The following is a 20,066-nucleotide window of genomic DNA, read 5'->3' as shown; positions in this document are numbered from 1 at the left end:
TTCAATGCTTAGGTTCAGAAAATAATTAATTTTTAAAACTCAATTCTCAAATTGCTCGTGAATAATAATTTTACTCTTTTACTTATATTCTTTTTTTTAACACATTTTGCTGTTGCACAAGAAAATGCGGAAAAAATGATAAAAGGACAAGTAAGCTCTAATGGGTTTCCGTTGGAAGGAATAAACATTACGAATGCCACATCCAAAGTAATGGTAGTTTCAGATCAATATGGTGCTTTTTCGGTTCTTGTAAAAGTGGGTGATATTTTGAATTTTTCAGCCGTTAATTATGAGGATTTAAGGAAATATATAAATATCCAACAATTCAAAATGGGGAACATTGTTGTGGACTTAACCCCCAGAAGCATCGAATTGAAAGAAGTGATTATTAATGAACACTCAGAGATAAGTGCTGAGAATCTTGGTATAATTCCCCGTGATCAAGTCAAATTGACATCTCAAGAGAGGAAATTGCAAACGGCTGGTGATTTCAAACCAATACACTTATTAGGATTGTTAGGCGGGATGTTGGCGGTTGATCCTATTTTAAATGCTATAAATGGTAGGACTGCAATGCTCAAAAAAGCAGTTTCTGTAGAGAAAAAAGAGTTTTTGATGGCAAAAATGGAGGGATTATTCGAAGATAAATATTATATGGAAACCCTAAAAATACCCGAAGAGTATATCAAGGGATTCCAGTATTATTGTATAGAAGACCAAGATTTCGCTAGGTCTTTAAGAGATAGAAACAAGACTATGAGTATGTTTTTAATTGTTGGTCTGGCCTCCACTTTCAATAAAAATAGACAAAGTGATGCCGAGAGCGATTAGTCTTAAATTTTAATTTTATTTATTATCAGTGAAGAATAGTTTAATAGTATTGTTTGTTTTGTTAAGTCAACATCAGTTGACTGCACAAACTAATGTCGAGAAAATTATAATAGGAACAGTCATTTCCGATACTGCAAAATTGGAGGGAATTAGCGTTATTAATTGTATGAACAAAAAGATGGCGGTAACTGATAAAGATGGTTGTTTTTCGATTCAAGCAAAAGAAGGAGATATTTTAAACTTATCAGGAATTGATTATAAATATTTGAAAAAATATGTGTACAAACACGATTATAATTTAGGAATGATGGAAATAGATATGATTTTTAATGCTGTTGAATTGGATGAGGTAGTAATTAATAAGGATGCGAATATAAGTGCCGAAAACTTAAGGATAATTCCACGGGGCCAAATTAAATTCACGCCGCAAGAGCGAAGATTGTATTCTAATTCTGGGGGTATTCAAGGGTTGTTTAGTTCTATTTCGGGAGAAAAAGAGATTCTTAAAATGAATGTTGAAATAGAAAAGAAAGAATTGTTATTGAAAAAACTGGATTACCTTTTTGGAAATAAATATTACACCAAAACCTTAAAAATCCCTGAAGAACTCATCAAAGGATTTCAGTATTATTGTGTTGAAGATCCTAGATTTGTTGAATCCTTAAGTTTGAAAAATAAATTTATGAGCATGTTTTTGATGACAAATTTAGCCATAGTTTATAATCAAAAAAGGGTGAGAGGAGAATAATTGAATTGCGATTATTTTTTTTAAATTGGAGAAAGTTGATTGAGTAGGGATTCAAGAATCTTGTTTTGAAAGAGTTGATTACCAAAATTTAAATACTTTTTGGAAGAAATTATAAAAAAATAATAACGGTAGATATCATTAGGATTAAAATAAAGTTGTAATTTTAAATAGGTGTAAAGGTGTCGTTTTGATACTGAAACTGCTTTTTTTGAGTTGTTAAACCTTAAGTGATTACAAATGAAAAATGTATTGGGAATCTTGGTTTTGTTATTGAGTTGTCATCTTGCTTTTGGTCAGGTGTTAACTCGAAAAACAGTGCATGGAAAAGTAGTAAATGATTCTGTTGCTATTGAGAATGGTTTGGTTTTTAATGTAAATGCCAAAACGGGTTCCATAATTGATACCAAAGGATACTTTAGTATTTTGGCTAAAGTAAAAGATACTTTGGTATTTACTAGTTTAGGTTTTAAAAGTAAAAAAGTAGTGCTTTCAGAAAAGGACATTACTTCTTCTTTTTACAGAATAAAACTTAATGCAGTTGCAAATCAATTACTTGCTGTTGTTGTTTATGCAAAAAATGGTCCACATCCCGAATTTGGTAATACCCAAAAAATTGTTGATACCCAATATTACGACGATAAGCAATCTTCGCCAGACAATATTTTAATGATGCCTACAGGAACTGGGGATCCTAATAATATGGATGTCATTAGAGTCTATAATAAAATTTTCAAAAACTTGTTCAAAAATAATCCCAATAAACCTGATTTGGTTTCGGATGTTGGTTTTACCACTGTTGTTATGCAAAGTGTCAGTTATTCTTTTTTTACGGATAAATTAAAATTGAAAGATGACCAAGTAGGTTTGTTTCTGTTGTTCTGTGAAAATGACCCAAAATCTAAAACTTTTGTCAATACAAATCAAGAATTTGAAATCATGGATTTTTTAATCACAAAAAATAATGAGTTCAAAAATATTGCTACTTTTGAAAAATGAAAAAAAGAATAATTGTTGCTCTTTTATTAATTTTGGCGCTTTCGATAAGCAGTTTTGGTGTGCATAAGTTTTATATGGCAATATACCAAATCAATTATGCGCCTGAAAAGAAAATGCTCCAAGTTACTTCTCGCATATTTGTTGATGATCTCAATAAAACCTTAGAGAAAAAATACAGTAAAAAGTCTTTTTTGGGGACCGATAAAGAGACAGCCGAATCAATAGATCTATTAAAAAAATACCTAGCAGAAAATTTCACGGTTAAAGTCAATGGACAAGTCAAAACCATCAATTTCTTAAGTAAAGAAATGGACGGTGATGTATTGGTTTGCTATTCAAACATTAAAGACGTTTCGAAAATAAATGCTCTCGAAATTTATAATTCGATATTAATTGACTGTTTTGCCGAACAGCAAAATATAGTTCATGTGACGGCATTTGGAACTAAGAAAAGTTTTCTTTTTACGGAGAGTTCTACTAAACAAGTGTTAAAATATTGACAGAAAACTACAATTCTATTTAAAAATGTTATTTTCACCGCCTAAAAACAACTTAAACGCTAGTTTATGAGAAAATTTTCATTTTTATTTATTCTTCCAACAATTTTATTGGCACAAGAAAAAGCAGTTACACCAACTGTAAAGCAACCTGGTAAATATGATACCAATAAATTTAGCCAGATGTATGATTTGTTGGCAACTCCCAATATGTTTCGTACTGCATCAGGGGCTCCAGGTCCAGCTTATTACCAACAACAGGCTGATTATAAAATTGATATAGAATTGGATGATAAAAATGCTAAATTAAGTGGTTTTGAAACAGTTACTTATTATAATAATTCACCTGATAATTTAGAGTATCTATGGGTACAATTGGATCAAAATCAAGCAGCAAAAAACTCACAATCTCCATTGGTTGAGAATGAAAAAATAGAGGCTGTTTTACCTGTAAATAAATTTACTAATGAATATTTGAAAGAAGGATTGGATCGCGGTTTTAACATCGAATATGTAAAAGATGTGAAAGGAAATCCATTATCCTATACTGTTAATCAAACAATGATGCGAATTAATTTGGTTACACCGATGAAGCCTGGTACTAGCATGACTTTTTCTATAAAATGGTGGTACAATATCAATAATTATCAGCAAGATGGTGGTCGTTCGGGGTATGAATTATTCGAAAAAGAAGGTAACAGACTTTATGTTATTGCACAATTTTACCCTAGAATGGCAGTTTACAATGATGTCGAAGGTTGGCAAAATATGCAATTTTGGGGAGGTGGAGAATTTGCCTTGCCATTTGGAAATTTTGATGTAAATATTACAGTACCTGCAGATCATGTTGTTGATGGCACAGGAGAATTAATGAATAGAAGCGAAGTATTTACACCAGAGCAGGTAAAAAGATATCAATTGGCTCAAAAATCCTTTGATAAACCTGTGGTTATTGTAACACAGGCTGAAGCTGAAGCTGCTGAAAAAGGATTTTCGGACAAAAAGAAAACATGGAAATTTAGCGCCAAAAACGTAAGAGACTTTGGAATAGCCACTTCAAGAAAATTTATTTACGATGCAATGGCTGTTCAATTGGGTGGAAAAGTTGTTATGGCCGAATCCGTTTATCCAAAAGAAGCTAATCCACTGTGGGGTGAAACGTCAACAATGATGGTTGCACATACTTTAAAAAGTTATTCTTCTCATACTTTTGATTATCCTTATCCAAAAGCTGTTTCGGTATCAGCAGAAGATCAAGGAATGGAATATCCTATGATTTGTTGGAACTTTGGTCGTCCAGATGAGAATGGTGTGACTAGTGAACAAATTAAAAACGGAATGATTGGAGTGGTGATTCATGAGGTAGGGCATAACTTTTTTCCTATGATTGTCAATTCTGATGAGCGTCAATGGACTTGGATGGACGAAGGATTAAACTCTTTTATGGAATATATGGCTGAACAGGAATTGGGAACCAATTTTCCTTCCAGACGTGGGCCAGCCAAGAATATTGTTCCTTATATGAGTGGTGATCAAAAAATGTTGGAACCTATTATGTCCAACTCAGAAAATATAATTCAGTTTGGAAACAACGCTTACGGTAAACCTGCAACAGGACTTAATATTCTTAGAGAAACAATTATGGGACGCGAGTTGTTTGATTATGCTTTCAAAGTATATGCCAACAGATGGAAATTCAAACACCCAACTCCTGAAGATTTCTTTAGAACGATGGAAGATGCTTCGGCAGTAGATTTGGATTGGTTCTTTAGAGGTTGGTTTTATTCTACAGACTTCGTGGATATTGGTGTTAATGATGTAAAACAATATTATGTAACAGAGACTCCAACTGTGGCTTTGAAAGATGCTAAAGTTAGAAAAGGACGAAGTGGAATTGATAAAGGACCATTCGTGTATCTAATAGCAGGAGATAATCCAGAATTGAACCCAGCTTCAAAAAAGCCATTGCAAATAGAAGAAGTAAGCACTCTTTCGGAATATGTAAATCAAAAACTTACTGCTGAAGAAAAAGCAGCTTTGAAAAACCCGAAATACTTTTATGAAGTAGAGTTCAATAAACCAGGGGGAATGCCAATGCCTATTATTGTTCAAATTACTTATGAAGATGGAACAATGGATAATTACAAATATCCAGCTCAAATTTGGAGAAAAAATAATGAAACGGCCAAGAAAGTGTATGCCACTAACAAAACCATCAAACAAATTTTAATCGATCCAAAACTAGAGACTGCCGATATTGATGTAACAAACAATTCATGGCCAAAAGTGGAAACGAAATCAAAATTTGATTAATAAATAAAAAACTAAGTTTCTAAGATGCTAAGTTTCTAAGATATTGAAAAGCTGGGTAAAGCTTTATAGTCTTAGAAACTTGGCATCTTTTTTTTAAGAGAAATTTAAAACACAAAGTTTTAAATTTTAATATCTTTGCTCATTAAATACAAAAATTATGTTTGGAATAGGAGGAGGCGAATTAGTTTTTATCATGTTTATCGTATTGATGCTTTTTGGATCTGATAAAGTGCCAGAAATTGCAAGAACTATGGGTAAAGCGATGGCACAGCTTAAAAACGCTACCAACGATATTAAAAGCGAAATTCAAAAAGGAGTCGAGGCTAATGGTTTCGATCAAAAGACTTTGAACGACATAACAGGTGGTATCAATTCCGAAATCAATAAAGTCACATCAAATCTTTTGGGAGAAACATCCAATACATTAAACGGAATTTCAGAAACATTCAGTACGGAAGTTAACAAAACAAAAGACAGCGTGCTAAGTGGTACTAAAAATTCTGATGGGACAACCGTTTTAGATGATCTGACTGGACCTATAAAACGACAAATGTAATGCTCGAAAAAATACTTGCCCTAGATACCCAATTATTTATTTATCTCAACGGTTTAGGTTCTGAAACCTATGATGGATTTTGGCTCATTATAACTAATCAAGTCAATTGGATTCCCTTTTTTTTACTGTTGTTTTATCTTATTTATAAAAAATTGGGAATAAAACAAACAGGGTATTTATTGCTTTTTATAGCCGTTTTGGTGTTGGCTACAGACCAAATTACGAATCTCTTCAAATATACTTTTCAAAGAGCTAGACCTTGTAATAATCCCGAAATTAATACGATTATCAGAGTTGTTCAAGTTCGAACTTCTTTTAGTTTTTTCTCAGGGCATGCTGCCAATACTATGGCGGTGACTACATTTTTGTATTTTATTTTTAAGAAACAATTCAAGTATTTTGGGTTGTTGTTTCTATGGCCGTTAATCTTTGCTTATAGTAGAATTTATTTAGGACTGCATTATCCATTGGATATTCTTTCTGGATATTTATGTGGACTAATCACCGGTTATCTGATGTATAAAACATACCAATGGGCAATTAAAAAAGGAAAGATTTAATATAGATAGCAGAATTTAGATTTCAGATAGCAGATAAAATAGAAAGAACATTTAATAAAAAAATCCGCTTCTTTTTAGACTGCACCCAAAAAGTTAGACACTATTTGGGGGCATTTTTTATGAATCTGCAATCTAAAAATTAAAGCACCCTGCTCACCGTCAATCCATCACGAATAGGCAATAAAACGGTTTCAACTCTTGGATCATCTTTAAGTAATTGATTGTATTCCACCAGTATTTTGGTGCTGATATCATTGGGATGTATTGGTTCCAAGACTTTACCACTCCATAACACATTATCTGATAAAATGATACCGCCTTTATTCATTTTTGGCAGGATTATTTCAAAATAATTCAAGTAATTTTCTTTGTCAGCATCAATGAAAACCAAATCAAATTTCAAATCTAGATTTGGGATGATGTCAACTGCTTCACCCAAATGTTGTACAATCTGATTTCCCCAAGGTGATTTGTCAAAATGCTTACGTTGAAAATCAACCAATTCTTCCTTTATGTCAATTGTGTGTAATTGCCCTTTTTCTTGCATTCCTTCACACAAACACAGAGCCGAATAGCCTGTATAAGTCCCTATTTCAAGAATGTTTATGGGGCGAATCAATTTGGATAGCATACTCAAAACGCGTCCCTGAAAATGACCGCTCAGCATTCGTGGCAACAATATTTTTTGATAAGTTTCTTTGTTTAAAGCAGCCAGTAATTCCGGTTCTTTTTCAGAATGTTGCTCAATATAATCTTCTAAATCTTGGGAAATGAAATGCATTTTGTGAGTTGTTGAAATTTTGGCAAAGTTATTCATTTAACATTTACAAAAAAGCAGTTGTATTTGATTTTGTAATGGTTTAATGATTTGACTATGATTAAAATCAATATGAAAGCTCTTCAATACCCTATTATAAAAATGAAAAATCCTAGCAGAACATTTGTCTACAGGAAATTATGAGTAATAAATTGCGAGGGTATTTATAATTTAAATAGGATGAAGTGAATCACGAATTCATCTTTTACTTTTATGATGCCTCCCATTTTAGTTGGTGGTTCAAGACCAATGTCTGAAAATTTTACCGTTACAGTTCCTTCTAGATTCTCTTTGGTGCTTTTTAAAACCATGTTTTGGTATGAAAGGGTTTTGTCCGTTATGCGAAAATTCAAACTGCATTTGTAATTTGCTCCAGAAGGTTTTATGTTGGTAATGGTGACAGTACTTTTGGGGAATTTGGTAGCCTTAACAGTAGTTTTAAGGTCTTTGTTCATAATTCTGTTACCGCACTCAAAATTACCCATAGGGATTTCTGATTTCAAACTGTTTTTAGTATTTGAATTTAGAAAAATGGTGTCCTTGAAAGAAAGTGAACTGGCGCAATTGTATTTCCCAACGGTTGAATTTCCGAGAATTTCTAGTTCCAGTTTGTCTATAACTATGATGTTTGGGTCAGTATCAAATAAAGAAATGGGTTTAGCTCTTCCCATTAAAAAGAAAAGAACTAAACCCATAATTGTAAATAATATTCTTTGTTTCATATGAAAATAATATTTGTTTTTTAGCGGAATATGGTATCGCCATTCTTCATTCCTATTTATAATTTGGAATCATGGCGATTTCATATTAGAAAGTGATAGCCGCTTCAAACATAATTCCGTTAAAACTACCTCCGTAAAGATCGTTTAAACTATTTCCGCTATATTGGGAGTAGTCTGAATAGTTTTGATTTGTGTAGGCTAATTTAGCAATAATATTTTTAGTCATAAACCAACCTGCGGCAGCTTCAAATCTATCTACGTTAACTTTATCCGCTGCGTTTGATAATTTTCCAGAAACGATATTGTATCTTCCGCCAATATAGAATTGTTCTGTTTTTCCAAATCTATAAACTAAATCGGCAGCATATTGATCTACACTGCGAGAGTCATCACTTCCTTTTCTATCTCCACCGCTTGTAAATTCCAAAGTTCCGAAGAATTCCAATCCTTTGTATTTGATAAATGGGTTAATCATGAATGCAGTGTACCAATTTGAATATCCAGGACTAAATCTACCAGTAGTTGCATTGGAAGCTGGGTCAAAGTTGTTTGCTATTGGAGTTGTGTTGTACATGTAAGCTTGGTGTGACATAACCCCGAAGTAACGACTACCAGCTCTGTCTGAACCCCATGGATTTGAGCTCATGTTGGCGTTGTGATTGTAGGATCCTGTGATTCTTACTCTCAAATCTTCGTTTAATTGTTTGTCATAACCCAATTTGGCTAAAACAGTTGGACTAACTGTTGTGTTTGGATCTGGGGCACTTGGAGTTGCGGTACCAGGAACAAATTCAGCTACACCTTGGTTCAATTTTCCATTTGTAACTCCCAACATACTTACCAAACCGTCTCTGAGGTAGTATACTTCCATTCCCATATCAGTTTGAAATGAATCCATGATATTTGCCTCAACAAAAGGGTTTAATATAGCATTACCATTATCAGTTCTTCTAAAGTGTGAATCGCCATAGTTGTTCTCCATTTGGCCAATTTTTATGCTGGTGTATTTCATTACATCTTCCAATAATCCTTTTTTGATGAAGTCTAGTTTGTCAATTTGTAAATAACCACCTTTTACCCAAGTTTCGTTGTGGTGTCTTGAAGCTAGGTAAACATCTAAATTTACACGAACTCCATCTGCTAATTGAGCACCAAAAGTCAAATTGGCTGCTGGTAAATTGAAGTTGTTTTCTAAGCCGTTTAGTCTATAACCAGTGGTACCAGCATTTCCAGAAATCAAAGCACCGTTAGAAGCGGTATATGTGCCTTCTTGTTGGTCGTTAAAGGATTTTAGCCCTTGAAATTGCATTGCAAAAGCACCTCCAAGATCTACACTCATTCCGTCAAATTCAACATCATCTTTCTTGACATCAAATACATTCAATCCATCTTTGCTACGTGGAATCATGTTTTGCATTTTTCTAAATGAAACCTGTGCAGTAACGGAGGTCAGGGATAATATACCAGCTGTAAAAAATATAATTTTTTTCATGGTTTTTTATTTAAAGTTAAGATTAAATTTTATTGTCAAATCTTCTCCGGTTTTAATCGTACCAAGCATTGCAGTAGGTGATTTCATGCCAAACTCTTTGAATGTTATTTTGTCGGATCCTTGTAGATTAACAATTCCATTCGTTATCGAAGTTTTAACTTGGGTTTTGTGTTCTTTGCTCACACCGGCTATAGTATAAGTCCCTGTGAGATTCCAAGTTGTTTCATTTACTTTTTCAGCAGATTTTAAAACATATTTGATGTTTTTATGTTTGTCTGTTTTTAAAGTTTCATATGCGATTTTATCCATTTTAGTTTTCTCGCTTTTGAGAGTTTCGGACATAAGTGTGATGTCAATATGGGTGATGGCTGTCAATTTATTGTCGGTTACTGTTAAGTTTGCAGTCCCTATCTTGGAGCCAGATTTCATTTCCCAATCGTGAAGCGTTGAGGTCCCGAATACAGAAAAATTTGTTTTGACATCCAACGTATAATTTTTTTGCGCATGTGCGGACATTACAAATGCAAATAATGTCAATGCTGCTGTAATTTTTTTAAGAAATGTTTTCATGATTTTTTTTAAAAAATTAGTTAGTAATTGTGTTTGAAAAAGATTTTATTTTTTTAATTGATTTGTCTTTAAAACATCAAATAAATTTATTTAATGGATGCTCAAAAAAATAATAATTATAAATATAAAAATAATCCTGTTAAATAAAAATTTAAAAATTTATATTTTATAAATGTTGATTCTTCAAATGACAATTATGTCCTTTTTTTGAAAACAATATTTTTTATTGTATTTAAAGAATAATAAAAAAAATGATGTTTTTTTGTTTTTGTTAAAATGTAATTATGTTGATTTTTTTGGGCTAGTTAACATAATTTTTAATTTCTGTATTTTTATCAAAACTTACCAAAACTCCTTTTTGGTATAAGTGTCGTATTAATTAATTGATTCAGAAAGTATGTTTTTGTCTTTGGGTTAAGACAAATTTAATAAAACAAAAGATAAAAAATGAGGAATAGTGTTAAATTTTAGCTAATTAGTAGTTGCTTTTTTAACAGTTTTGATTTTTGAACACTTTTAGGGACTGAGTTTAAGAACTTTTCATAAAAGTATGAAGACTTTGTACTTCTAAAAAAATCTTTTTGAAGCAGTTAATTTTTTCAATTAATGTTTTAAAAAGTGCTTTAAAAAATTAAAAAATAAATATAAAAAAGTTCAAATTTAACTTTTTTTTGATTTTAGTAGTGCAACTGAAATTGTTGGTTATAATGTGAAATCTAATCTTTCCTTACAATGTAAAAAAAATATTCTAAAGTTTTAATTTTTTTAAAGTAATGAGAGAAATTTCAGGACCATTATAAAACAAAAAAATCTAATAAAAGATTTGTTTAATTAGGAACTGGGGAATAAAGTGAGGAGTGGAATTATAGTTTATACAAGTTGAAGTGAATCACAAATTGATCCTTTACTTTTATGAGACCTCCCATTTTGGTTGGCGGGTCTAGGGCAATATCCGAAAAATTTACGGTGACAACTCCTTCAAGTGATTCTTTTGTGGTTTTTAAAACCATGTTTTGATAAGAAAGGGTTTTGTCTGTTATGCGAAAATTCAAACTGCATTTGTAATTGGTTCCAAAAGGTTTTATGTTGGTAATGGTTACTGTACTTTTGGGGAATTTGGTTGATTTAACAGTGGTTTTGACATCTTTGTTCATAATTCTGTTTCCACATTCAAAATTGTTCATAGAGATTTCAGACTTTAAACTGTTTTTAGTATTTGAGTTTAAAAAAATAGTGTCTCTGTATGAAAGAGAGTTGGAGCAACTGTATTTGCCTACTGTAGAATTTCCAAGGATTTCTATTTCGAGTCTGTCAATGATAATGGTATTTGGATCAATTAATGAAGAAATGGGTTTAGCACTTCCAAGTAAAAAGGAAAGTACTAAACCCATAACCATTATTGATATTCTGTGCATTGTATTAGAATGAAATAACAGCTTCGAATACTAAACCGTTGAAATTACCACCATAAAAGTTGTTAGCCATTAGTCCAGTAGCAGGCGTTCCTGTAAATTGTGAGTAATCTTTATAGCTTTGGTTAACATACTCTAATTTTGCCAAGATGTTTTTAGTCATAAACCAACCAGCACTTGCTTCAAATTTATCTACAGTCACTTTTTGAGCATCAGCATTAGATAATTTTCCAGACACAGTATTATATTTTCCGCCAAGATAGAATTGTTCTGTTTTCCCAAATCTGTAAACAAGCTCTCCAGCATATTGGTTAGCAGTACGCTTGTCGTCAGTCTTAGCATTATCTCCACCTGAAGCTAATTCAATAGTTCCAAAAAATTCAAGACCTTTGTATTTTACAAATGGGTTAATCATATAAGAAGTATACCAGTTTTTGAAATTAGGATTGAATGTTCCTTCTGGTGTAGAAGTTGAATTATAATTAGAAGCAACTGTAGTTGGAGTAGGAGTAACAACACCAGTTACCTTATCTTTAACATAAGCAACAGTATTATAAGATGCATTGTTCAATACGCTCCAGTAGCCAAATCCTGATCTAGAACCTGAATAAATGTTAGCGTTACCCATGTTGGCATTGTGTACGTAAGAACCTGTAAGTCTTACTCTCAAATCTTTGTCAAGTTGTTTGTCATAACCAAATTTAGCTAAAACAGTAGGGCTAACAGTTGTATTATAACCAGAAGCCAATTCAGTATTAGTTTGATTTAAATTACCATTTGTAGCACCTAACATACTTATCCATCCGTTTCTGTTGTAGTATACTTCGATACCCATTTGAGTAGAGAATGCATTCATGATATTGTTTCCAACAAACGCATTTTTGAGCGTACTACCATTATCGGAACTTTTGAAGTGAGCATCACCGTAGTTGTTCTCCATTTGTCCGATTTTAATTGTAGCATATTTCATTACATCAGCCAAGAAGTCTTTTTTGATGAAGTCTAACTTGTCAATTTGTAAATATCCTCCTTTTACATAAGTTTCATTGTGGTGTCTAGAAGCCAAATAAACATCTAGATTTACTCTTACACCGTCAAACAATTGGGCAGCAATAGTCATATCTGCTGCAGGAAGAGTGAAATTGTTTTGATTATTGAGTAATCGATATCCAGTGATATCTCCATTATTTACAGGTTGGTCATTGAACGAATTTGTAGCTTGGAAATCCATGTTGAATGCACCTCCTAAGTCAATACTAAGGCCAGTAAATTCTACATCGTTTTTTTGAACGTCAAAAACGTTAATTCCATCTTTGCTTCTAGAAATTTGATTTTGCATATGCCCAAATGATACTTGAGCGTTTGCAGCAGCCATTGATAATAGACCTACTGCTAAGAAATATATTCTTTTCATGATTATGGTATTTAGTTAAAGTTTAGGTTGAATTTTATTGTTAGTTCTTCTCCGGTTTTTATAGCTCCAAACATTGCAGTTGGAGATTTCATACCGAAATCGGTGAATGTTATTTTGTTTGAACCTTGTAAGCTTACCACTCCGTTTGCGGCTACTGTGGTTTTTACTTGTGTTTTTAATACTTTAGAAACTCCAGCGATGGTATAAGTACCGGTAAGATTCCAAGTGGTTTCGTTTACTTTGTCTGCAGATTTTAAAACATATTTGATGTTTTTGAATTTGTCTGTTTTTAAAGTTTCGTAAGCTACTTTATCCATACTCTTTTTTTCGCTTTTAATGCTTTCAGATGGAAGAGTAATATCAATGCTATTAATATCTACTAATTTTGAATCGGTTACCGTAAGATTGGCTGTTCCTGTTCTTGAAGCTGATTTCATTTCCCAATCATGCATTGTTGAGGTTCCGAATACCGAAAAATTTGTTTTTGCATCTAATGTGTAGGCTTTTTGAGCATTTACTGATAAGGTCATTGTGAACAAAACCATTAAGGTGATAATTGTTTTAATTTTTGAATTCATGACTTTTTATTTAAAATTAATTGTAATTAAGCTTTAGTTTGAGTAGTAAAATTTCGTTTTATTCTTCATTTAAATCTTTTTACTTACTTAACTGGTACAAATTTAGAATGGAAATCAAAATAGGAATATGATATAAATCATGTTAAGAAATATATAAAACTTGTATTTTATTTAATGATAATGGGGAGTTATTGACTATATCGTTTTTTGTTGCTATTTTTTGTTAAATTAATTTAATCAAAAAATGAGCTTAATCCCTTAGCGTATAGGACTTAAGGGTCTTTTTATAAGCTTGTCATAAAGGATGATTTTCTCCTTTATGTAATTTGTTTTTTATTTGCTTTTTTTTGAAATTTACTATTTAAAATGTATTGTATTTCTTTCAATTATTTTGTTAATATGAAAAAAATGTGTTTTTAACATTTTAAAAATAATTTGAATGTTTTTTTTAAAATGACTTGAATAAAGAATCAAAGGGAGTTGTCTAAATTGGATGATATGATTTTTTTTTGATGCAATGACAAATGGATAATGTTGAGTTTTATTAACCAGAAACTGCTCTTCGGAATTAATGTTATTTGAGTGTCATTTATTTAAAATTGTGTTATCAACAAATTGTCATTAAATTTGTGCCATGCAAATTGAGAAAAAAGACATACGAGCACTATCCAAAGACCAACTGAGAGATTTTTTTGTAACCAATGGTGATAAAGCTTTTCGAGGCAATCAAGTCTATGAATGGTTGTGGAGCAAAGGAGCACATAGTTTTGACGACATGACTAATGTGGCCAAAAGTACTCGTGCCATGCTGGAAGAGCATTTTGTTATTAACCACATCAAAGTGGATACAATGCAGCGCAGTGAGGATGGAACAGTGAAAAATGCGGTTAGGTTGCATGATGGATTGGTTGTTGAGAGTGTTTTGATCCCAACCCAAACCAGAACAACAGCTTGTGTATCGAGCCAAGTAGGTTGTAGTTTGGACTGTAATTTTTGTGCTACGGCTCGATTGAAACGTATGCGTAACCTTGAACCAGCAGAAATTTACGACCAAGTAATCGCGATTGATAGAGAAAGCAGGCTCTATCACAATCATCCGCTGTCGAATATTGTTTTTATGGGAATGGGTGAACCACTTATGAATTACAATAACGTTTTGAAAGCGATTGAAATGATAACTTCTCCAGAAGGATTGGGAATGTCTCCAAAACGCATTATGGTTTCTACTTCAGGAATTCCAAAAATGATAAAGAAATTGGCCGATGATGATGTKAAATTCAAATTGGCGGTTTCGTTACACTCTGCAATTGATGATATTCGATCTCGAATCATGCCGTTTAGCGAAAATTTTCCTTTGGCCGACCTAAGAGAATCTTTAGAGTATTGGTATCGAAAAACAAAATGTAAGATATCCTATGAGTACGTGGTTTGGAAAGGGATTAACGATGATAAAGCTTCAATAGATGCGTTGGTGAAGTTTTGTAAATATGTGCCTTGCAAAGTAAATTTGATTGAATACAATCCAATTGATGATGGGGAATTTCAACAAGCTTCTGAGGAATCTATAAATGCCTATATAAAAGCACTTGAAAACACTGGGATTGTTGTAAAAGTAAGAAGAAGTCGTGGTAAGGATATTGATGCAGCTTGTGGGCAATTAGCTAATAAAGAGGCCTAAATAATAAACTAAAAAAATAAAAAAAAGCATTAAAAAGAACAGTCAAGTTCTTTTTAATGCTTTTTTTATGAAAAAGGTTTTATCTTTTTAATTCTATTGTCGTTGTTACGCCATTAGTCGTTTCAGTGGCAAGATTATCACATTCGCCAGTTCCATAGTCGATTACTGTTTCAACTCCATTATTGATCTTTAAAACAGTACCAGAAACTGGGATTGATTTTTTGCAAGCCATTTCATAACGCAATGGGGTTTGAATAGTACAAGACCATATGTCTCCATTTGATTTACTTGTGGTATAACTTCCTGTAACCAAGAAAACTCTATCTTCCCAATTGGCACCATCTATCATTTCTTTTGTTCTGGTTCCAGTTCTGGTATACACGGATCCATCTTCGAAAGTTACGGTTATATCAATGCTATGGGTGAATACGGGATGCACTTCTGCGAGTAATTCGGTGCTTTTAAGGGTTCTGGTAATCGTTCTACTGCCTTGAATTTTAATGCCGTTATGGTAAAATTCATCAAAACTATAGGTAATCGTTTGTTCTTGAGTCATGAAATTTCCTGAAAAAGAAAGAGTTATTTTTCCTTTTAGCACATTTCCGTTTTCAAGAGTACAGCCTTCAGTTCCAAAATCAATTGTACCAGTGAACGTTCCGTCTACATATGTCCAGGTTACAATGGCGCAGGAGGGCAAAAAGGTATGAGTCGTTTCGGATGATCTGGCAGTATTGCTTTGTTTTGAAGAAAATTGATCTTCAGCAATATTTGAAACATCTTCAATGGAAGCATCAATTTTGGAATCGACAGCTATCTGATTGTTAGTAGAAAGATTTGTGTCATCTGTGGTTTTGTCTGAAGAGTCACAGCCGATGCAAAAGAGAATAGCTATGAATGAAATAATTAGAAAAATCTTTGTTTTCATGTTTAATAGATTTTAGGGTTATTTTAAAACGTTTATTAGTTTGAAAAAAAGCTATTAGAGAATTTGTTTTTCTTATGAAAAGAATAAAAGGACAATTTAATCTGAATGAAATCAAATCAATTTTTAAAGATTTTTTTGAATGGAATTATTCGTGTTTTAATGGGGGAGTAAGCTATAAAACACTATTTTTATAAAGTTGTAATCATACTTAAAAACCTTTTGAAATAATACTTAGATTTGGTATAAAAGGGTGAATGAATATAATTGCTAATATATTGTTACTAAATAATTAATTTTAATTACTCTTAACATATTATGATTAACGTTTTTTTATTTAAAATAGTATATTTGACATCTAAATGAATATTACTACACAGATAAAGCAGCCAATAGTTTATGAAATGGAACTTTTTGAGAAAAAGTTCTATGAATCAATGACCTCCAAAGTGGCGCTTTTAAATCGCATTACCTATTATATCGTCAACAGAAAAGGAAAGCAAATGAGACCTATGTTTGTTTTCTTGATGGCCAAAATGGTATCCAAGGGCGAGGTGAACGATAGAACTTATAGAGGAGCTTGTGTTATCGAGTTAATCCATACAGCAACATTAGTTCACGACGATGTGGTGGATGACAGTAATAGGCGTAGAGGTTTTTTCTCCATTAATGCGCTTTGGAAAAATAAAATTGCCGTTTTGGTAGGAGATTATTTGTTGTCCAAAGGATTGTTGCTTTCTATTGATAATGGTGATTTTGATTTATTAAAAATCATTTCTGTTGCTGTTCGGGAAATGAGCGAAGGAGAATTACTTCAAATAGAAAAAGCCAGAAGGCTTGATATTACCGAAGCTGTTTATTACGAAATCATCCGAAAAAAGACTGCTACACTTATTGCAGCTTGTTGTGCTCTTGGTACTCGATCGGTTGTGGAGGATGAGGTTCAGGTAGAGAACATGAGAAAATTTGGAGAACTCATCGGAATGGCTTTCCAAATCAAAGATGATTTATTCGATTACTCTGAAGAAGCTATTGGAAAACCAACAGGAATTGACATCAAAGAGCAAAAAATGACTTTGCCATTAATTCATGTTCTCAATAATTGTACTTCAAAAGAAAAAAGTTGGCTTATCAACTCAATAAAGAACTATAACAAGGATAAAAAAAGAGTTAAAGAGGTGATTGCTTTTGTAAAAGACAATCATGGTTTGACTTATGCCGAAAATAAAATGGTGGAATTTCAGCAAGAAGCACTACAACTGCTGAACGATTATCCCGAATCGGACTATAAAGCAGCGCTTATTTTAATGGTAAACTACGTTATCGAAAGAAAGAAGTAAGTTTAAAAAAAAGATTTTTTATAATTTTAAATATTTGACAAATAGCTATTTGAGGTATTTGTGTAAATAAATTGTACTTTTATTTTGACTTTTTTTTAAATCCATGCAACCTTTTTGCATTAATTCTCGTCTATACTTATAGAAACACTTTTTAAACGATTTTGAAAGTAATTAATTTACATCAGGAGGAAAATGAAATAATTGCATTGGCTGTTAAAAACAACCGACAGGCTCAACAATGTATTTATTCCAAATATTCACCAAAGATGTTAAGTGTTTGTCGACAGTACATTAAAGATTTACAATTGGCTGAAGATGTAATGATTACTGCTTTCATGAAAGTGTTTGTCAATTTAGGACGATTTGAAAACAAAGGGAGTTTTGAAGGTTGGATTAGGAGAACTATGATTAATGAATGTATTTCATTTATTAGGGTTCAAAAAAAAGTACATTTTATAGAAGATTCTGTAGGTTTTGAGGAAGTTGAAAGTGAAGTCGATATTCAGTTTTCTATAGAAGATATTCAAAGTTTAATAGATAGTTTACCAGATGGATATAAAATCATCTTTAATTTATTTGTTATAGAAGGGTATAAACACAAAGAAATTGCAAGTATGTTGGGTATTAATGAAGGTACTTCCAAATCGCAATTTTCTCATGCCAGAAGAATTTTGAAAAATAAAATAAGTATTTTGAAAAATAAAGAGAAGTATTCTTGAGTAAAAAACAATAAGATGAAAAAGAGTGTTATAGAAAATCAATTTAAAGAAAAGATTAATGCTAGGGAAATTACCCCTTCAAAAGCTTCTTGGGATAGATTGGATGCTATGCTTACTGTTGCCGAAAAACCAAAACGTAATTTTAAGTGGATGTATATTGCTGCGAGTCTTTTTGGGGTTTTGATGATAGGAACTTTGTATTTTAATCAAAATGTAACAGGAAATGTTATTGCCAGAGATTCTATCGTAGTTGATGAACCCAAAGTTATTCCTGAAATAGAACTAACTGCTGTTGAAATAGATTCAGCAAAAAAAGTTGAGACGGCAATAAATACTAAAGGGCAATTAGTGTCAACAAAAATAAAGCCTGAAGCGGGTTCTAATAGGGTTTTGACCAATAATGAAATTCAAGTTGCAGAAAAAGAAGTTATTCAAGAAGAACAAATACCAATCATCAATCAAAAAGCGGAACAGAAAATAGTTCTGCAAAAATCAACGTATGTTAATGCTGACGAGTTATTGGCATCCGTAGATAATGCCTCTCCAAAAAAGAGTTCTATAGTAGCCAAATCGAATGTCAAAGTTAATTCGAATGAATTGCTGACTCAAGTCGATGGTGAACTAGATCTTACTTTTAGAGAAAAAGCAATTAAAACTGTAAATCAAAATTTTAAAGCAGTGAAATTGGCTTTGAGCAATCGAAATTCAGAATAAATCATCAATCACATCTAAAAAAAAAACAAACATGAGGAATTTTAAAATTTACTTAATAGTATTCGTATGCCTTTTCGCGAGCAAAATGCAAGCTCAAGAATCATTTGAAGGTAAAGCAAAAGACATCGCTTCACGGATTGAAACTATTGTTAAAGAAGAAAAAAACGAATTGAAAGTAGAAGTCGAAGCAGTAAATGAACAATTGGCCCAGGGACAATTAACGAATGAGGAAGCTGATGAAAAAAAGAAAGCCTTGGCCGAAGCCCGTGCGAAAACAATAGAAGAGAAAGTAGCTAAGCTGGAAGAAGAACTGCATGTTTTGGTTCAGGATAAAGTGGATGGAAAAATAAAAGTCATAGATACTTCCAAAACGATTACTGTTCATATTGATAAAGATTTTTTCTCTCATCATAAGAATAAGTGTTCTAATGGCGAAAAAAGAACAACTTCTCAATTTGTTTTTGCATTTGGGGCAAATAATTTAGTAACTGATAAGCAAGTTGCTAATTCGGATTTTAAATATTGGAAATCTCATTTTTATGAATGGGGATTGACCTACAATACAAGAATTCTAAAAGAAGACAATCTGTTGCATTTTAAGTATGGAATGTCGCTGATGTATAACAATCTTCGAGCAACTGATGATCGTTACTTTGTGAAAAACGGGGCACAAACCGATTTGGTAACCAGTACAGTGCATTTAGACGAATCCAGATTTAGAAATGTGTATATCATGGTGCCTTTGCATTTAGAATTTGATTTCACTAAGAAGGAAATACGAGATGGTGCAAATTATTTTAGAACTCATAAAAGTATGCGAGTTGGTTTGGGTGGATATGCCGGATTTAGGGTGAAGTCAAAACAAATTCTTTGTTTTGATGATGCTAGTGGGAACGATGTGGAACAAAAAACGAAAGGCAACTATAATGTTAATGACTTTAATTATGGTTTAAGTACCTATGTTGGATATAGAGCAACAAGTTTGTATTTAAAATATGATTTACAACCTTTATTTGAAAATAATACTGTTGATCAAAACAATATTTCGTTAGGACTTCGTTTTGATTTTAATTAGTAATTAGTTAAGTTGTGTAATGTTAAAAAGTGCTTCAGAAATGAAGCACTTTTTTTATTTTGAATTATAAAGTTTGATTTACGTATTTTTGTAACTCTTCGAATTTTCGAAA

20 protein-coding genes are annotated in these 20,066 nt (G+C 32.2%); 12 read left to right on the top strand and 8 right to left on the bottom strand.

Going from position 1 to position 20,066, the window contains the following annotated elements; all coding sequences use genetic code 11:
- The first annotated feature begins 135 nt into the window (after positions 1-135).
- The 7 genes from AC1DY0_RS03930 (at position 136) to AC1DY0_RS03900 (ending at position 6,501) form a co-directional block, all read left to right on the top strand.
- A complete protein-coding gene (locus AC1DY0_RS03930; RefSeq protein ID WP_477187367.1) occupies positions 136-831 on the top strand; it encodes a carboxypeptidase-like regulatory domain-containing protein in 696 nt (231 codons plus the stop codon).
- Positions 832-859: 28 nt separating this feature from the next.
- Entirely contained in the window at positions 860-1,579 is a 720-nt protein-coding gene (locus tag AC1DY0_RS03925; protein WP_477187366.1) for a hypothetical protein, read from the top strand.
- Positions 1,580-1,816: 237 nt separating this feature from the next.
- On the top strand, positions 1,817-2,575 hold the full coding sequence (locus tag AC1DY0_RS03920; protein ID WP_477187365.1) for a hypothetical protein: 759 nt from the start codon (positions 1,817-1,819) through the stop codon (positions 2,573-2,575).
- Positions 2,572-3,075: a DUF6702 family protein gene (locus tag AC1DY0_RS03915; protein ID WP_477187364.1), complete on the top strand. Its 504-nt coding sequence runs from the start codon at positions 2,572-2,574 to the stop codon at positions 3,073-3,075. Before AC1DY0_RS03920 ends, AC1DY0_RS03915 begins: the two co-directional genes overlap by 4 nt.
- Positions 3,076-3,141: 66 nt before the next feature.
- On the top strand, positions 3,142-5,385 hold the full coding sequence (locus tag AC1DY0_RS03910; protein ID WP_477187363.1) for a M1 family metallopeptidase: 2,244 nt from the start codon (positions 3,142-3,144) through the stop codon (positions 5,383-5,385).
- A 157-nt stretch (positions 5,386-5,542) separates the two neighbouring features.
- The gene (locus AC1DY0_RS03905) at positions 5,543-5,941 is read left to right on the top strand and encodes a Sec-independent protein translocase subunit TatA/TatB (protein ID WP_477187362.1); all 399 of its coding nucleotides are present in this window, start codon (positions 5,543-5,545) and stop codon (positions 5,939-5,941) included.
- On the top strand, positions 5,941-6,501 hold the full coding sequence (locus tag AC1DY0_RS03900; protein WP_477187361.1) for a phosphatase PAP2 family protein: 561 nt from the start codon (positions 5,941-5,943) through the stop codon (positions 6,499-6,501). Before AC1DY0_RS03905 ends, AC1DY0_RS03900 begins: the two co-directional genes overlap by 1 nt.
- 139 nt (positions 6,502-6,640) lie before the next feature.
- Here AC1DY0_RS03900 and AC1DY0_RS03895 read toward each other — a convergent pair whose 3' ends face one another.
- From AC1DY0_RS03895 to AC1DY0_RS03865, 7 genes are all read right to left on the bottom strand, one after another.
- Complete coding sequence (locus tag AC1DY0_RS03895; RefSeq protein WP_477187360.1) at positions 6,641-7,282, bottom strand: O-methyltransferase; 642 nt, start codon at positions 7,280-7,282, stop codon at positions 6,641-6,643.
- Between the two features lie 200 nt (positions 7,283-7,482).
- The gene (locus tag AC1DY0_RS03890) at positions 7,483-8,040 is read right to left on the bottom strand and encodes a YceI family protein (protein WP_477187359.1); all 558 of its coding nucleotides are present in this window, start codon (positions 8,038-8,040) and stop codon (positions 7,483-7,485) included.
- Positions 8,041-8,125: 85 nt separating this feature from the next.
- Positions 8,126-9,532 carry a hypothetical protein gene (locus AC1DY0_RS03885; protein WP_477187358.1) on the bottom strand — a complete coding sequence of 469 codons (1,407 nt, stop codon included), beginning with the start codon at positions 9,530-9,532 and terminating at the stop codon, positions 8,126-8,128.
- Between the two features lie 6 nt (positions 9,533-9,538).
- Positions 9,539-10,102 (bottom strand): YceI family protein, encoded by a 564-nt coding sequence (locus AC1DY0_RS03880; protein ID WP_477187357.1) that lies wholly within the window; start codon positions 10,100-10,102, stop codon positions 9,539-9,541.
- Positions 10,103-10,965: 863 nt separating this feature from the next.
- On the bottom strand, positions 10,966-11,517 hold the full coding sequence (locus tag AC1DY0_RS03875) for a hypothetical protein (protein ID WP_477187356.1): 552 nt from the start codon (positions 11,515-11,517) through the stop codon (positions 10,966-10,968).
- 4 nt (positions 11,518-11,521) lie between these two features.
- Positions 11,522-12,928: a hypothetical protein gene (locus AC1DY0_RS03870; RefSeq protein WP_477187355.1), complete on the bottom strand. Its 1,407-nt coding sequence runs from the start codon at positions 12,926-12,928 to the stop codon at positions 11,522-11,524.
- Between the two features lie 11 nt (positions 12,929-12,939).
- Entirely contained in the window at positions 12,940-13,506 is a 567-nt protein-coding gene (locus AC1DY0_RS03865) for a YceI family protein (RefSeq protein WP_477187354.1), read from the bottom strand.
- Positions 13,507-14,140: 634 nt separating this feature from the next.
- Here AC1DY0_RS03865 and rlmN point away from each other — a divergent pair.
- Positions 14,141-15,184 carry a dual-specificity RNA methyltransferase RlmN gene (gene rlmN, locus AC1DY0_RS03860; RefSeq protein ID WP_477187353.1) on the top strand — a complete coding sequence of 348 codons (1,044 nt, stop codon included), beginning with the start codon at positions 14,141-14,143 and terminating at the stop codon, positions 15,182-15,184.
- A gap of 79 nt (positions 15,185-15,263) precedes the next feature.
- On the opposite strand, the gene AC1DY0_RS03855 is transcribed toward rlmN, so the two are convergent.
- Positions 15,264-16,109, bottom strand: a complete 846-nt coding sequence (locus AC1DY0_RS03855) for a hypothetical protein (protein WP_477187352.1) — start codon at positions 16,107-16,109, stop codon at positions 15,264-15,266.
- 359 nt (positions 16,110-16,468) lie between these two features.
- Between AC1DY0_RS03855 and AC1DY0_RS03850 the strand changes: the two genes are divergently transcribed.
- The 4 genes from AC1DY0_RS03850 to AC1DY0_RS03835 all read left to right on the top strand — a co-directional run bounded on the left by AC1DY0_RS03850 (position 16,469) and on the right by AC1DY0_RS03835 (position 19,954).
- Entirely contained in the window at positions 16,469-17,446 is a 978-nt protein-coding gene (locus AC1DY0_RS03850; RefSeq protein WP_477187351.1) for a polyprenyl synthetase family protein, read from the top strand.
- Between the two features lie 161 nt (positions 17,447-17,607).
- Positions 17,608-18,165, top strand: coding sequence for an RNA polymerase sigma factor (locus tag AC1DY0_RS03845; RefSeq protein WP_477187350.1), 558 nt, complete (start codon positions 17,608-17,610; stop codon positions 18,163-18,165).
- 15 nt (positions 18,166-18,180) lie between these two features.
- On the top strand, positions 18,181-18,879 hold the full coding sequence (locus AC1DY0_RS03840; RefSeq protein WP_477187349.1) for a hypothetical protein: 699 nt from the start codon (positions 18,181-18,183) through the stop codon (positions 18,877-18,879).
- Between the two features lie 85 nt (positions 18,880-18,964).
- Complete coding sequence (locus tag AC1DY0_RS03835; RefSeq protein ID WP_477187348.1) at positions 18,965-19,954, top strand: coiled-coil domain-containing protein; 990 nt, start codon at positions 18,965-18,967, stop codon at positions 19,952-19,954.
- Positions 19,955-20,066 lie beyond the last annotated feature (112 nt).

Source organism: Flavobacterium sp. P1_E4, from assembly GCF_056405915.1.
This window is presented reverse-complemented; position numbering and strand designations above follow the sequence as displayed.